The sequence below is a fragment of the Mesorhizobium sp. UC74_2 genome, assembly GCF_042701485.1.
Taxonomy (GTDB): Bacteria; Pseudomonadota; Alphaproteobacteria; order Rhizobiales; family Rhizobiaceae; genus Mesorhizobium.
Map to the genome: position 1 here is coordinate 1,314,678 of NZ_CP170562.1, position 14,663 is coordinate 1,329,340.

Below are 14,663 nucleotides of genomic sequence, written 5' to 3' on the forward strand. Positions count from 1 at the left end.
CATGAACTGGCTGCTGGACCTCAGCCCTGACGAATGGAATGCGGTCCGGCTGTCCATCAAGGTTGCCACGGTTGCGATGCTGGTCAGTCTGCCGCTCGGCATCGCCGTGGCGCTGCTTCTGGCGCGAGGCAGGTTCTGGGGCAAGACGCTGCTCAACGGCGTCGTGCACCTGCCGCTGATCCTGCCGCCGGTTGTTACCGGCTATCTGTTGCTGCTCGCCTTCGGTCGGCGTGGACCCGCCGGAGTCTTTTTTGCCGACTATTTCGGTCTCGTCTTTTCGTTCCGCTGGACCGGTGCGGCCCTGGCGTGCGGTGTGATGGGGTTTCCACTGATGGTGAGAGCGATCCGCCTTTCCATCGAGGCCGTGGATCGCAAGCTGGAGGCTGCTGCCGGAACGCTGGGTGCCAGTCCGCTCTGGGTGTTCGCCACCATCACGCTTCCACTGATCCTGCCCGGCATGATCGCCGGCGCCATCCTCTCCTTCGCCAAGGCGATGGGTGAATTCGGCGCGACCATCACCTTTGTTTCCAATATTCCCAACGAGACGCAGACGCTGCCTTCGGCGATCTACACCTTCACGCAGGTGCCCGGTGGCGATGAAGGGGCGTTGAGGCTGACACTCATCAGCATCGTCATCTCGATGGCTGCCCTGATCGCCTCCGAAGTTCTGGCGCGCCGCGTCGGTCGGCGGATGGACATCGAATGAGCGTCGCGGTCGATATTGGCCACCGACAAGGCGGCTTTTCGCTCGAGGCGGCCTTTGAAAGTTCGGGTCGCCTGACAGCGTTGTTTGGGCCTTCCGGTTCCGGCAAGACCTCGTTGATCAACGCCATCGCCGGATTGATCCGGCCCGAGCGCGGTCGAATCGCCATCGATGGGCAGGTGTTGGTCGACACCAGCAAAGGCGTTTTCATTCCGAGGCACAAGCGACGCATCGGAATGGTGTTCCAGGACGCGCGCCTGTTCCCACACATGAGCGTGGCCACCAATCTGGGCTACGGCCGTTGGTTCACGCCGGCGGGGGAGCGCTACGGCGATCTGGGTGCCGTTGTCGAGTTGCTTGGGATCGGCCATCTGCTCGACCGTCGGCCGGGCAAACTCTCTGGCGGCGAAAAGCAGCGCGTTGCGATCGGCCGCGCACTGTTGGCCAGCCCGAAACTGCTTCTGATGGACGAGCCGCTCGCCTCGCTGGATGAAGCCCGCAAGGCTGAAATCCTGCCCTACATCGAGAGGCTGCGCGACGAGACGAAAATCCCGATCGTCTATGTCAGTCATTCGATTGCTGAAGTGGCGCGGCTTGCAAGCGATGTCGTGGTGATGGCGCAAGGCAAGGTCGCTGCCGCGGGTCCGACCACCGAGATCATGCAGCGGCTCGACCTGCTTTCCCATGACGAGCGGGTGGAGGGTGGTGCTGTGCTGGACACACGCGTGCTGCATCATGACGAGCGTTTCGGCATGACAGTACTCGGCTCACCCGCGGGCGAAATCCGTGTTCCCTATGTGCAGGCCGTTGTCGGCCAGCCGATGCGGATTCGCGTTCGTGCGCGCGACGTCATGATAGCGACCGAGCAGCCGCATGGTCTGAGTGCACTCAATGTGCTGGCCGGTCGCATCGCCGCGATCGAGCCAGGCGAGGGGGCCGCGGTGGAGGTCAGGATCGATTGCAACGGGGTGGCTGTGATGGCGCGCATCACGCGGCAGTCGCAGCAAACGCTCTCGCTCGCTCCCGGTCGCGATGTCTTCGCGGTCATCAAGACCGTGAGTTTCGATCAGGCCAATACGGCGACGGCTCCGAAGGGGCAATTCGACGCCTGAAATCTCAGCCTCTTGTCATGCGCTATTCTGTCGTGGAATAACGATGGCAACAACAAGCAGCACATAACGCGGGAGGAAAACGTGCCTTCTCTCAGCCTGCGGATCAATCTCGACCCGGATGGCCGCATCGGCCCCGGCAAAATAGAATTGCTGGAACAGATCGCTGCATTCGGCTCGATCTCAGCGGCCGCGCGGGGCATGGAGATGTCCTACAAGCATGCGTGGGATCTGGTCGAAGACATGAACCGCGTCTTCGGCAAGCCACTGGTGGCGGCACAGACCGGGGGGCGCAAGGGTGGCGGCGCTCAACTGACGGCGGTGGGACTTGCAGTGGTCAGCCGCTACCGGGCCATCGAACGGGCTGCCACCGCGGCGGCGCAGGCGCACATGGAAGCCCTTCAGGCTGAAATCGACGCGGCATGACTGCCTGCGCAGCTTAGTCCGGTTTGCGCAGCAGGTAGGTCTCCATGATCCAGCCCTTGCGAAGCCGGGCCGCCTCACGGGTCCTGACGATCTCGTCTTCGACGTCGCCCAGGCGGCCATGGATCAGGATTTCGTCGGCCGTACCGAGATAGGCGCCCCAGTGGATGATGGCGTCCTTGTCGGCGACCGACTGGAACGAACACTTGCCATCGAGCATCACCACTGTGGTGCCGGCGTCGTCGGGCAAGCCCTGTTCCGTCAGCCGACGTCCCGTGGTGACCAGGAATGGATCGCCAATGCGGTTCAAGGCCATCTTGTGGCCAGCAGCCAAAGCCTGAATGGCGGTGATGCCGGGGATGACTTCCAGTTCGAAGCTGACATTGTCCCGCCGGCTGACGCGATCCAGGATGCGGAGCGCGGAATCATAGAGCGACGGATCACCCCAGATCAGGAAGGCGCCACAGCCATCCTCGGCGATTTCTTCGAGCAGCAGGCGCTCGTAGATGCCGGCAATCTCCTCATGCCAGTCGTCAACGGTCACGTGATAGGACGGCGCCGGCTCGGCCCGCACAGGCACGTCGAACTCGACGCGGCGCGATGCGGGATTGGTGACGAAACGATCGCAGATGTCGCGGCGCAGTTCTGCAAGTTCGCTCTTCCTTGCACCCTTGTCGGGAATGAACAGCACGTCGGCGCGGTTCAGGCCGTTGATGGCTTGCACCGTCACATGTTCGGGGTTGCCGGCGCCGATGCCGATCACGAGAACCTTGCGCATGGCGCTGTCCTGCCTGATCCCCGCCGGCCTGTCCAGAGCGGCAATGGCGATGATTGAAAGGCTTTGATGCGGCGTTCGAAGCAAGTAGGCTCTGAGTGCTTCTTCAGAGGGGAATCGCTTCGATGGTCCGCATCGCGCTGACGCTCAGCATGGCGCTTGTCGCAGCTCCGGCCCTTGCCAATGATTCCACAGCGGAACTTGGTGCTGGTGGGCTCATCCTGTCGCGCAACGACGTCGTCTCGATGGACAGCGAGGATCTTTTCATCTCGCCCGACAGGGTCACGGTCGACTACGTCTTCCGCAACACGTCCGACACGGACGTGAGCACCATTGTCGCGTTCCCGCTGCCGGAAATCGAAGCCAATCCCTATGAGATGCCCTCCATACCGGAAGAGAACAGCGACAACTTTCTCGGTTTCGAAGTGACGGTGGATGGCACTGCCGTCAAACCTGAGCTGGAGCAGAAGGCGTTTGCGGTCGGCGTTGATGTCAGCGCTGAACTGAAAGCGCAGAACGTGCCGCTGTATCCCTATGACAAGGCGGCTCTGACGGCGCTCGCAAAGCTGCCGCAACCGGTGGCGGATGACTGGCTGTCGCGCGGCGTCATCGTCATGGATCAATATGATGACGGCACGGGCTGGAAAAGCGTGCGCTCACCCTATTGGCAGTCGCGCTCGACTTTCTGGTGGCGCGCAGCCTTTCCAGCAGGCAAACCCGTGCATGTCTCTCATCGTTACAAGCCGAGTGTCGGCGCGACTGCGGGCCTGTCCTTCTTCAATGATGGCAAGTTCGAAGGAGAGTATGACAATTACAAACGCCGCTACTGCATGGATGACGCCTTCGAGGCGGCCGTGCGCAAGGCGCAGAAGGACAATACCGACAGCAGTCCGCAGCTTTATGAGAGCCGAATCGCCTATATCCTGACCACCGGCGGCAACTGGGCAACCGGCAGCATCGGCAAGTTCAAGCTCACGGTCGACAAGATCGATGCGCGGTCTCTTGTTTCCTTCTGCGGAACCGGTGTGAAGAAGACCGGGCCAACGACCTTCGAGATGACGGCTGAGGATTTCGTGCCGGAGCGCGATATCGACATCCTGCTGCTCGACAGACCCGAAAATGAAAGCGGCAAGTGATGCTGGTATCAATCCATGTCGCGATCGCCGAAAACGGGATCATCGGTCGCGAGGGTGGCCTGCCATGGCGGCTGTCCACCGATCTCAAGCGCTTCAAGGCTGATACGCTGGGCAAACCGGTCGTCATGGGCCGCAAGACCTGGGAGAGTTTCCCCAAGCGTCCGCTACCGGAGCGACTGAACATAGTCGTCACCCGTGATCCTTCCTACAAGGCAGAGGGGGCTGAAGTCGTGGCCTCCCTTGAGGATGGTCTGGCGCTTGCCCGCCTTCGCGGCCGTTGCATGGCTGCCGCTGACGAAATCTGCGTTATTGGCGGTGGTCAGATCTATGCCCAGGCGCTGCCTTTGGCAGATCGGCTGCATGTCACGCATGTGCTGGCTTCGATCGATGGCGATACATCCTTCCCACCAATCGATCCCGAAACGTGGCGTGTCATCAGTTCCGAAGACATTCCTGCCGGCGAGAAAGACAGCCATGCCACGCGTCATGTTGTCTATGAAAGGTCGGTTCGGGGTTAACCAAGACAAAGCGTCGCGGCAAAACTGCTGCTAAGAACAGCGCATTGAAAGGCGGACGCGTTGAAAGCGCGCTGAGGCATCCCTATAGAAGGACGACAAGGATTTTGCGCCGGCTCCCGGCGTGTGAGGGAATCCCAGCGAAAGGACATTCATGCCCTGGAACGACAAAAGTGGCGGAGGAGGCGGCCCCTGGGGAGGCGGCGGTAATAACCAAGGCCCATGGGGGCAAGGTCCGCGCGGACCAAGCGGCCCTCAGGGTACTCCCCCCGATCTCGAAGACATTATCCGCCGCGGCCAGGACCGGTTGCGCAACGCGCTTCCTGGCGGAGGCGGCAGCCCGGCTGTCTATCTTCTGATCGCACTCGTGCTGATCGCCGGCTGGCTGTTCAAGGCCGTCTACACGGTTCAGCCGGACGAGGTGGCAGTGGAACTGCGCTTCGGCAAGCCGAAGGAACAGCTTTCCGAGCCCGGCCTGCATTTCCACTGGTGGCCGATCGAAACGGTCGAGACCGCCAAGATTTCCGAGCAACTGGTCAATATCGGCGGTGGTGCCCGCAGCGGCAACACGTCCGGGCTGATGCTGTCGGGCGACCAGAACATCGTCAATGTGCAGTTCTCGGTGGCCTATCAGGTAGCTGACCCGCGTGCCTTCCTGTTCGACGTCGCCGATCCGGACGAAATGTTGCGGCAGGTTGCAGAAAGTGCGATGCGCGAGGCCGTTGGCCGGCGTCCGGCGCAGGATATCTTCCGCGACGACCGTCAAGGCATCGCTACCGCGGTGCGTGAGAACATCCAGGCGACGCTCGACAGCTACAAGGCCGGCCTGAACGTCAATGCGGTGTCGATCGAAGATGCTGCCCCGCCACGCGAAGTGGCCGACGCGTTCGACGAAGTGCAGCGCGCGGAGCAGGATGAGGACCGTTTCGTTGAAGAGGCGAACCAGTACTCCAACCAGAAGCTAGGTCAGGCTCGTGGTCAGGCGGCACAGGTTCGCGAAGAAGCGGCCGCCTACAAGAACCGTGTCGTGCAGGAGGCGCAGGGTGAAGCGCAGCGCTTCATCTCGATCTACGACGAATACGCCAAGGCGCCCGACGTAACGCGCCGGCGCATGTATCTGGAAACGATGGAGAAAGTGCTGAGAGACTCCAGCAAGGTGATCGTCGAGCCGAACGCCAACGGTCAGAGTGTTGTGCCTTACCTGCCTCTGCCGGCACTGCAGCCGAAGACCTCGGGAGGTAATCAGTAATGGCCAATCGTCTTCCCGCGATCATCGTCGCCATCGCCGTCCTGTTGTTCCTGCTCTATTCGTCGGTTTTCGTGGTCAACGCCCGCCAGCAGGCGCTCGTGCTGCGCTTCGGCGAGATCATCGACGTCAAGAGCGAACCCGGCATCTACTTCAAGGCGCCATTCCCGTTCTTCGATGCCGATACTGTGCAGCTCATCGAAAAGCGCGTTCTGCGTTTTGACCTCGACAACATCCGTGTCCAGGTTTCGGGTGGCAAATTCTATGAGGTCGATGCCTTCATCGCCTATCGCATCTCCAACCCCCGTGTTTTCCGTTCGGCGGTCTCCGGCCAGATCGAATTGGCCGAGCAGCGGTTGAAGACGCGTCTCGATGCGGCGCTGCGCCGGGTTTACGGCCAGCGTGCTTTTGAAGCCGCACTTTCCGAAGAGCGCGGCATCATGATGCGCGAAGTGCGCGACCAGCTGCGTCCGGACGCAACGTCGCTCGGTCTCGAGATCGACGACGTGCGTATCCGCCGCACCGACCTGACGGCCGAAGTCTCGCAGCAGACCTACGACCGCATGAAGGCAGAGCGTCTGGCGGAGGCCGAGCGGCTGCGCGCGCGCGGTAACGAAGCCGCGCAACGCATCAAGGCGCGTGCCGATCGCGAAGTGGTCGAGATCGTCGCCGAGGCCAACAAGGAATCGGAAATCCTGCGTGGTGAGGGCGATGCGGAGCGCAGCGCGATCTTCGCCAACGCCTACAACCGGGACACAGCATTCTTCGATTTTTACCGCTCGATGAATGCCTATGGCACGGCGCTGGATAATACCGGCACGACCATGCTGCTGTCGCCGAATTCGGAGTTCTTCCGCTACTTCCGGGATCCGGCAGGGGGAGCTGCTCCGACCGCACCCAAGCCTGCGCAATAAACCGTGCAGGATTTCTTTGCCGCCATGGGCCTGGTCCTCGTCGTCGAGGGCCTCGTCTATGGCGGTTTTCCACGTCTGGCCAAGCGACTTGCAACCGATGTCCTTGCGATGCCGGAAGGTGTGTTGCGGATCGGCGGGCTGGCAGCAATCGCCGCCGGTGTCGGCATCGTCTGGCTGGTACGGGGTTGAAGGATGCGGCTCCACTTGGGGATTTGTCGTCACCGGGTGGTCAGGGCCGCAAACGTGCCTTATTTCTTTCCACACTGACGATATGTCGTTGAAAGCGTTCTTGCTGACTTGCCGGGAGGCCCTGATGAAGTCCCAATCCATCCTGCGTGCAGCAAGCAAGACGCTTGCCGCCGCCACTGCGGCGCTGATGCTTGGCGCGGCTGCTGTTCCACCCGCCATTGCACAGACCCAGGCTCCGGCCAAAACGCAGGCGGCGCCTGCGGCCAACGGCCCGGCTTCGGTCGCTGATCTTGCCGAAGGATTGCTTGGTGCAGTCGTCAACATTTCGACGTCGCAGACGGTGAAGGGCAGCGAAGGTCCCGGCGCCGTGCCGATGCCGCAGTTGCCTGAAGGCTCGCCTTTCCAGGACTTCTTCGACGACTTCTTCAAGGATCGCGGCGGCCAGAAGGGCGGCGGCGCGCAGAAGGTGCAGTCGCTGGGTTCCGGCTTCGTCGTCGATGCCGTTGAAGGCATCGTGGTCACGAACAACCACGTCATAGCGGATGCCGACGACATCGAGGTGAATTTTTCCGACGGGGTGACGCTGAAAGCGAAACTGGTCGGCACCGACACCAAGACCGATATCGCCGTGCTGAAGGTGGATCCCAAGGGCCACAAGCTTACAGCCGTGAAATTCGGCGATTCCAACAAGATGCGCATCGGCGACTGGGTCATGGCGATCGGCAATCCGTTCGGCCTTGGTGGTACCGTAACGGTCGGCATCGTTTCGGCACGCAACCGCGATATCAATTCCGGTCCCTATGACGACTTCATCCAGACCGACGCGGCCATCAACCGCGGCAATTCTGGCGGTCCGCTGTTCAACATGAACGGCGAGGTCATCGGCATCAACACGGCGATCATTTCGCCGTCCGGCGGTTCGATCGGCATCGGCTTCTCGATCCCGTCCCAGCTTGCCGCGGGTGTTGTCGACCAGTTGCGCCAGTTCGGTGAAACGCGGCGTGGCTGGCTGGGCGTGCGCATCCAGCCCGTTACGAAGGACATCGCCGAGAGCCTTGGCATGGCCGAGCCGAAGGGCGCACTGGTGGCCGGCATCATCAAGGGCGGACCGGTCGACAATGGTTCGATCCAGGCCGGTGATGTCATCACCAAGTTCGACGGCAAGGATATCGAGGAAACGCGTGACCTGCCGCGCGTTGTCGCAGAGAGCCCGGTCGGCAAGGCCGTCGATGTCATCATCATCCGCAAAGGCAAGGAGCAGACCGTCAAGGTCACGCTCGGCCGCCTTGAGGACGGCGAAAAGCTGGCTGACGCCGAAGGCAAGGGCGAGCCCGGCAAGGACGGCAAGGCTGCACCGGTGGCCGCAGCCACGGTGCTTGGCATGTCGATTGGCGAACTGAACGACGACACACGCGGCAAGTTCGGCATCGCCGCAGATGTTTCCGGCGTTGTCGTCACGGAGGTCGCCAAGGATTCGGCCGCGGCCGAGCGCGGCATCCAGCCGGGCGAGGTGATCACCGAGATCGGACAGGAATCGGTGTCGACTCCCAAGGATGTCGTCGATCGCATCGCCTCGCTTAAGCAACAGGGTCGCAAGAACGCGCTGTTGATGCTTGCGTCCAAAACCGGCGAATTGCGCTTCGTGACCGTGCGGATGGATTGATTCCGGAAATCGCTGGAAGTCACTGATCCAGAATTGAAAAGGGCGGCTACTCAGCCGCCCTTTTGTTCTTCCCAATCCTTGCGCGTCAGGCTGTAGAAGGTGTGGGGGCGCAGATGCGGATGGCTTTCGGGGACACCCGGATGATCGAAATCGCGCGAAGGATCTGCTGTCATGCCGATCCGTTCCATCACTGCCGTGGAGCGGCGGTTATCGCGAACCGCAAAGGAAACGATCTCATCGGGGCCAAGCGTTTCGAAGCCGAACGCCAGCCACGCCCGGGCTGCTTCAGAGACATAACCTTTGCCCCAGAATTCCGGAGCCAGGCGCCAGCCGATCTCGAGGGTGCCCGCGGGCAGGAAGGGCAGGTGTTCCGTGCCGGTCAGGCCGACGAAGCCTATGCATTCAGCGGTCGCAGCGATCTCTGCCGCAGCGAAGCCGAAGCCCCTGCGCGCGATATCGGCACGCATCTCGCCGATTTTCAAGTCCGTCTCGGCGCGGGTTCGGCGGAAAGGGAAGAACTCCATCACCCGTTCGTCGCTGTTGATGCGGAAGAACAGTTCGCGATCACGATCTTCCCAGTTACGCAGGATCAGTCTTGTCGTGTGGATAGGCTTCATTCGACGAAGTCCTCGCGACGGTAACCCTGCAGGTAGAGCAGGGCGGTAAGGTCACCATGGTCGATGCGAACCTTGGCTTCGGCCGCAACCGACGGCTTGGCATGAAGCGCAACACCCGTACCGGAAAGCCGGATCATGTCGAGGTCATTGGCGCCGTCGCCGACAGCGATGGCATCCGCAGGTGTAAGGCCGAGCGTGGCCGAAATATCGTGGAGCGCTTCCGCCTTGGCAGCACGGCCCAGAATCGGGTCGGCGACTTCGCCGGTCAGTCGGCCGTTGGCTTCGAGCAGTCGGTTGGCGCGGTTTTCGTGAAAGCCGAGCATGGCGGCGACGCGGTTGGTGAAAACATCGAAGCCGCCGGAGACCAGCGCCGTATAGGCGCCGGCCTTACGCATTGTCTGCACGAGCGCGCGGCCGCCGGACGCCAGCGTCAGGCGGCTGGCGATGATGCGATCGACCACGGCCGTGTCGAGATTCTTGAGCAGCGCGACACGCTCACGCAGCGCCGGCTCGAAAGCGATTTCGCCGTTCATGGAGCGCGCGGTGATCTCCGCGACCTTTTCCTTCAAGCCGACTTCGTCGGCCAGTTCGTCGATGCATTCTTGGTCGATCATGGTGGAATCCATGTCGGCGATCAGGATCTTCTTGCGGCGCAAGGTTTCGTCCTGAACGGCGATGTCAATGGGCTCGGAAGCCAGAAGCGCACGCAGGGTCGCCATGGCTTCGTCATGTCCGATGCCCGCCGGCAACACGAGATCGCATGCGATCGTTTCGCCCAACCAGCGTGTTGCGCTTGCACCGACTGCCTGAGAGGCCTTATTCGCAAGGGCCGGCGTGAGTGCGCCGCCGGCTGGACTGGAGACGAGCGTGGCGACAAACGGCATGAAGGAGACCCAGGAAAAGACGGCCGACGAGGGCCGCGTTAAGGACGCGATCCTGATAGCCGGCCCGACTGCCAGCGGCAAGTCGGCGTTGGCGCTGGAGATCGCCGAGCGGACCGGCGGCGTCATCGTCAACACCGATTCCATGCAGGGTTATTCGATCCTGGACGTGTTGACGGCACGCCCTGGGCCTGAGGGTCTGGCGCGCGCTCCTCATTTTCTCTATGGCCACATTCATCCTTCGATCCCGTATTCAACCGGGGCTTGGCTGCGCGACGTGGTCGAACTGATCGAAAAGAAGGCTCTCGCCGACCGGCGGCCGATTTTCGTCGGTGGTACCGGCCTCTATTTCAGAGCGCTCGCCGAGGGAATTTCGGACATGCCGGAGATTCCGCCGCATATACGCGAGCGCTGGCGCCACGAGTTGGTGGAGCGCGGCGCGCCGCGTCTGCATCGCGAATTGATGTTGCGGGATTCGGCGATGGCCATGCAGCTACGACCGAACGACGGCCAGCGCATAGCGCGTGCGTTGGAGGTGCTGGATGCCTCGGGCCGTTCGATCCTGTCCTGGCAAGGCCAGCGCGGCGAGCCGCTGATCGATCGTGGCAGCGCGCATTGCTTCGTCATCGAGCCGGATCGCGAAATCCTGAGGGAGCGCATCAGTCGACGTTTCGATACGATGATCGAACACGGCGCGCTGGAAGAGGTCCGCCAGATCCTGGCGCTCGACCTTGATCCGGCGCTCCCCGCCATGAAGGCGATTGGCGTTCGTGAACTGCAGGCAGTTCTGGATGGGGGCATGGACGCCGGCACAGCTATGGAACGTGCCAAGATCGCGACAGGGCAATATGCCAAGCGCCAGTCCACATGGTTCCGTAACCAGTTCGGGGGCGAATGGCAAAGATTGTTGCCAAATGAAACCATGCGGGACGCGGTGTGGTCGGCGATCAAAAAGGAAATTGAATAGACTTTTTAGTATTAACTCTGCACTCGCAAGGATTGTACAAGTTAACTGTGACGTAAGCCTGTGCGTGCCATAAAGCTCTCGTGTCGCTATGGGCTGGGTTGGCATGCGATTTCATAAGGCCGAACACGCCTTTTTTGTCTTTATCTTCGTGATCCTTGCTGCTGGCATGGTGACGCTGCATGCCTATGGTTTGCTCGATACCACCGCTGCCCAGATCGATGACGTTGCTGAGGCTCGCCAGAACATCAGCTACCTTGGCACCTTGCTGTTTGCAGTCGGCGTTCTTCTGGCGACCGCTTTTTTCTTTGGCGTGTTCTTCATCTACCCTTTGATCCGTGACCAGGTGCGTGAGGAGGGCAAGCTGAGGGCGATGACGGCGACGCTCAGTGCACGCTCGGAGACGCTGGAGCATGCCGCCCTGACAGATGGCCTTACCGGCATGCAGAACCGACGCTTTTTTGATGATGCACTGCGTGAATACATCGCCGAGTTCCATCGCATCGGGAAACCGGTCGGGTTGATGATCCTCGACCTCGATCATTTCAAGTCGATCAACGACACGCACGGCCACGACGTCGGCGACGAGGTCCTGCGGGCCGTCGCGGGCTGTCTCAAAGGCATGACCCGCTACCACGACGTCGTTGCACGGCTGGGTGGTGAAGAGTTCGCCGTGGTGACACCCAACATGGATATCGAGCTGTTGCGGAAGTTCGCGGAGCGGATTCGCAAGGGGGTCGCCAACCTGACGATCCTGAACGGCAATGTGCGGCTCAAGGTCACCACCAGCGTCGGGCTGGCGGTCTGGGAGGATTCCGAGACCGCCGAGGCTTTTTACCGCCGGGCCGACAAGCAGCTCTATGAAGCCAAACGTCAGGGGCGTAATCGAGTTTGTGCAGCCTGACCCCACGTCCATGACGTCATCGTCGTTTCAGGTGTCGATCGCAGCCGCGATCAGCTTACGCGCTGTCAGTCGTTTTGCGGTTTGAGCCCGAATGTCGCCGGCTTGAGACCATAGCGGGTGTCGAAATCATCATCCGGCTGCGGCCGTGGTGCCGGCGCAGGCTTGCGATAGTCATAATCTCCAGCCTGTCGCATCGTGTCGACGACCTCCGAGAAATTCATTGCCGGCTGCGGCTTCGGCACGTTGCGCAGCCGCTCGACGATGCCGACAAGATCGACATCTTGGCCGTCTCCGGATGGCGCTTCCATTGCGTGTTTGGCTGCGCCTGGAATGAGGTTCTGGTCGATCTTCTCGAATTTCAATCGCATCGTGGTGGCGACACCCTCGCCGAAGGCGATCGCCTCACGCTGGCCCATGGAGGACAGGAACGCGAGGCTCGAGGCCGAAGAATCGGCGATGGCGGAACGGATGATGGCCTGATCCTGCTCGTTGGCGAGGCGCATGGCGAAGAAGGTCGAACATTGCGACAAGATGGTCGGGTCGAGTTCGCCCGGGCGCTGGGTAACGATGCCGAGATAGCAGCCGTACTTTCGGCCCTCCTTGGCGATACGCGACAGCGCATGCCGGGTCGGCTCGAAGCCAAGCCGCGGGTCGGCGGGCATGTAGCGGTGCGCCTCTTCGCAGAGGAACAGCAGTCGCAGTTTTCCTTCGCTCCACAGAGCAAGGTCGAAGGCAAGACGGGCCAGCACCGAGCAGACCGAGTTGACGACTTCCGACGGCAGGCCGGCCATCTCGAAGCACGTCACCGGACGGCCGTGATGCGGTACGCGGAAGATGTTGCCGATCGTTTCGTGGATGGTGTCGTCGATCAGGCGCGAATTGAACATGAAACGATAGCGAGGATCCGCTGCCGCCGATTCGATGCGTATGCGCAGCGACTTCAGTGTCGGCCTTTCGGCTTTGCTTTCGAGCAAGCCCATGCGTTCGTCGATCAGCTTGACGAGATCTGCAATGCGATAGGGTACGGGCGTGTCGGCGGTCATGGTGTCGGCGCCGCGGCGCACAAAGCTGGTGCCGCCGGCGTTGCGGTAGAGATTCTTGGCGACCGGGATCAGATCGCGCAGCAGGTCGACCTCCTCGGGCGGCGCCTCGCGCCCACGGAAGACGACTTCTGCGAATTCCTCCAGCTTGAACATCCAGAACGGCAGATCGAGTGTCGTCGCGTCGACCTTGACGCATTGATCCTGCAGTGACGCCGCGAACTCGTTATGCGGGTCGAGGATCAGCACCCTAAGATCCGGCCTGGCGGCGATCGCCTTGCGCAGGAGCAGGGAGACGGCGGTGGATTTGCCGACACCCGTGGTGCCGACAACGGCGAAATGTCGGGACAATGTATCGTCGATGGCGATGTTGGCGGAGATTGCCTCGTCCTGCGATAAGCAGCCGACGGTGATGGCGCGACGCCCGGCGAGGTCGTAGACCGCAGCGAGATCGCGGCTGCGGATGCGGTGGGCGATCGCGCCGATGTGCGGATAGATGGTGATGCCGCGGTCGAATACTGGTTTTGCGGCCGCTTCCGCGCCGTCGCGCACCTCGCCGACCAGTTCGATATTGACCTCGATCGGATTCTGACCGCTGTCGTTCCAGGCGAGATCCGATTTGGAAATGGAGTAGACCAGGCCGACCGTACGCGTGCTGCCAAGATTGATCGAGATCATCTTGCCGACGGACCAGTGGCCGGTGACAAGACCCTCTTCGCCATCGGCGAAAGCGCTGATGGTGGCGCGGGCGCCGTCGCAGCGTACGACATGGCCAAGGATGCGCTTGTCGGTCTGGGCTGCATCCCGCCGCTCTTGCGATATTGGCTCGCCACCGGAAACTGCGCGTTCGACAAACATCAACGAATGGGGTCCCCACTACCTTCGCGGATGCTAATCAATCTCGGTTAAGGTCGTGTGTGAGCGGATGGTATAGAGGCGGTTAAAAAGCCCGCGACAATTTGAACAATCCGCAAGAAGCCCCCTTTCGCGACAACGATCATATGATATCTTGGATGAATGTCTGATATATCGGATGATCTTTCGACGAGAATTGCCGCCCGCATCCGTGCGGAGCGCATGGCGAGGAACTGGTCGCTGGCAGAGCTTGCCGACCGGTCCGGCGTATCGAAGGCGATGCTGAGTTCCATCGAACGGGGCTCGGCGAGCCCGACAGCGCCGATCCTGGTGCGCATTGCTACCGCTTTCGAGCTGACGCTTTCCAGCCTGATCGCCCGCGCCGAGCTGCAAGGTGGCAGTGTCGCAAGGCGCAAGGATCAGCCGGAATGGCGCGACCCGGGGACGGGCTACGTCCGCCGGCACCTCTCGCCGCAGACCGATATGCCGCTGGAAATGGTACAGGTTGAACTCCCCGCGGGGGCACGCGTCAGCCTGCCGGCGAGCAGCTATGCCTTCATCCGCCAGCAGATCTGGGTGATGGAGGGGCGGCTCGATTTCACCGAGGGTGAGGTGGTGCACAAACTGGCGCCCGGCGATTGCCTTGCGCTCGGTGCGCCGGCCGATTGCGTTTTCCACGCACCTGGGCCGGAGCCTGCCCACTACCTTACCGTGCTCATCAGGACATGA

General features: G+C 61.6%; 16 protein-coding genes. 12 read left to right on the forward strand and 4 right to left on the reverse strand.

Annotation, left to right across the window (positions count from 1 at the left end; translation table 11 throughout):
* Position 1: 1 nt before the first annotated feature.
* From modB to ACFJIU_RS06200, 3 genes are all read left to right on the forward strand, one after another.
* Entirely contained in the window at positions 2 to 706 is a 705-nt protein-coding gene (gene modB / locus ACFJIU_RS06190; protein ID WP_379068789.1) for a molybdate ABC transporter permease subunit, read from the forward strand.
* Positions 703 to 1,815 (forward strand): molybdenum ABC transporter ATP-binding protein, encoded by a 1,113-nt coding sequence (gene modC / locus ACFJIU_RS06195; protein WP_379068792.1) that lies wholly within the window; start codon positions 703 to 705, stop codon positions 1,813 to 1,815. Before modB ends, modC begins: the two co-directional genes overlap by 4 nt.
* Before the next feature lie 81 nt (positions 1,816 to 1,896).
* Positions 1,897 to 2,238 carry a winged helix-turn-helix domain-containing protein gene (locus ACFJIU_RS06200; RefSeq protein ID WP_054308175.1) on the forward strand — a complete coding sequence of 114 codons (342 nt, stop codon included), beginning with the start codon at positions 1,897 to 1,899 and terminating at the stop codon, positions 2,236 to 2,238.
* A 13-nt stretch (positions 2,239 to 2,251) separates the two neighbouring features.
* Here the strand turns inward: ACFJIU_RS06200 and cobF are convergent, their stop codons facing one another.
* A complete protein-coding gene (gene cobF, locus ACFJIU_RS06205; protein WP_379068795.1) occupies positions 2,252 to 3,013 on the reverse strand; it encodes a precorrin-6A synthase (deacetylating) in 762 nt (253 codons plus the stop codon).
* Between the two features lie 122 nt (positions 3,014 to 3,135).
* On the opposite strand from cobF, the gene ACFJIU_RS06210 reads away from it, so the two are divergent.
* The 6 genes from ACFJIU_RS06210 to ACFJIU_RS06235 all read left to right on the forward strand — a co-directional run bounded on the left by ACFJIU_RS06210 (position 3,136) and on the right by ACFJIU_RS06235 (position 8,673).
* Positions 3,136 to 4,146 (forward strand): DUF4424 domain-containing protein, encoded by a 1,011-nt coding sequence (locus tag ACFJIU_RS06210; protein WP_379068797.1) that lies wholly within the window; start codon positions 3,136 to 3,138, stop codon positions 4,144 to 4,146.
* A complete protein-coding gene (locus ACFJIU_RS06215; RefSeq protein WP_379072978.1) occupies positions 4,146 to 4,664 on the forward strand; it encodes a dihydrofolate reductase in 519 nt (172 codons plus the stop codon). Before ACFJIU_RS06210 ends, ACFJIU_RS06215 begins: the two co-directional genes overlap by 1 nt.
* 151 nt (positions 4,665 to 4,815) lie before the next feature.
* Entirely contained in the window at positions 4,816 to 5,910 is a 1,095-nt protein-coding gene (gene hflK / locus ACFJIU_RS06220) for an FtsH protease activity modulator HflK (RefSeq protein WP_379068800.1), read from the forward strand.
* Positions 5,910 to 6,821 (forward strand): protease modulator HflC, encoded by a 912-nt coding sequence (hflC, locus tag ACFJIU_RS06225; protein ID WP_379068803.1) that lies wholly within the window; start codon positions 5,910 to 5,912, stop codon positions 6,819 to 6,821. Before hflK ends, hflC begins: the two co-directional genes overlap by 1 nt.
* A 3-nt stretch (positions 6,822 to 6,824) precedes the next feature.
* Positions 6,825 to 7,010 carry a DUF2065 domain-containing protein gene (locus tag ACFJIU_RS06230; protein ID WP_129414318.1) on the forward strand — a complete coding sequence of 62 codons (186 nt, stop codon included), beginning with the start codon at positions 6,825 to 6,827 and terminating at the stop codon, positions 7,008 to 7,010.
* Positions 7,011 to 7,134: 124 nt separating this feature from the next.
* On the forward strand, positions 7,135 to 8,673 hold the full coding sequence (locus tag ACFJIU_RS06235; RefSeq protein WP_379068807.1) for a DegQ family serine endoprotease: 1,539 nt from the start codon (positions 7,135 to 7,137) through the stop codon (positions 8,671 to 8,673).
* A 50-nt stretch (positions 8,674 to 8,723) separates the two neighbouring features.
* Here ACFJIU_RS06235 and ACFJIU_RS06240 read toward each other — a convergent pair whose 3' ends face one another.
* Both ACFJIU_RS06240 and serB read right to left on the reverse strand, forming a co-directional pair.
* The gene (locus ACFJIU_RS06240; RefSeq protein ID WP_379068810.1) at positions 8,724 to 9,290 is read right to left on the reverse strand and encodes a GNAT family N-acetyltransferase; all 567 of its coding nucleotides are present in this window, start codon (positions 9,288 to 9,290) and stop codon (positions 8,724 to 8,726) included.
* Entirely contained in the window at positions 9,287 to 10,174 is an 888-nt protein-coding gene (gene serB / locus ACFJIU_RS06245) for a phosphoserine phosphatase SerB (protein WP_379068813.1), read from the reverse strand. The genes ACFJIU_RS06240 and serB overlap by 4 nt, the downstream gene beginning before the upstream one ends.
* Here serB and miaA point away from each other — a divergent pair.
* Both miaA and ACFJIU_RS06255 read left to right on the forward strand, forming a co-directional pair.
* Complete coding sequence (miaA, locus tag ACFJIU_RS06250; RefSeq protein WP_379072979.1) at positions 10,173 to 11,138, forward strand: tRNA (adenosine(37)-N6)-dimethylallyltransferase MiaA; 966 nt, start codon at positions 10,173 to 10,175, stop codon at positions 11,136 to 11,138. The genes serB and miaA overlap by 2 nt on opposite strands.
* Positions 11,139 to 11,241: 103 nt before the next feature.
* Entirely contained in the window at positions 11,242 to 12,039 is a 798-nt protein-coding gene (locus tag ACFJIU_RS06255; RefSeq protein WP_129414323.1) for a GGDEF domain-containing protein, read from the forward strand.
* 65 nt (positions 12,040 to 12,104) lie between these two features.
* Here the strand turns inward: ACFJIU_RS06255 and ACFJIU_RS06260 are convergent, their stop codons facing one another.
* Entirely contained in the window at positions 12,105 to 13,937 is a 1,833-nt protein-coding gene (locus tag ACFJIU_RS06260; RefSeq protein ID WP_379068816.1) for an ATP-binding protein, read from the reverse strand.
* A 159-nt stretch (positions 13,938 to 14,096) separates the two neighbouring features.
* Here ACFJIU_RS06260 and ACFJIU_RS06265 point away from each other — a divergent pair, with 159 nt between their 5' ends.
* Positions 14,097 to 14,663: a helix-turn-helix domain-containing protein gene (locus ACFJIU_RS06265; protein ID WP_379068819.1), complete on the forward strand. Its 567-nt coding sequence runs from the start codon at positions 14,097 to 14,099 to the stop codon at positions 14,661 to 14,663.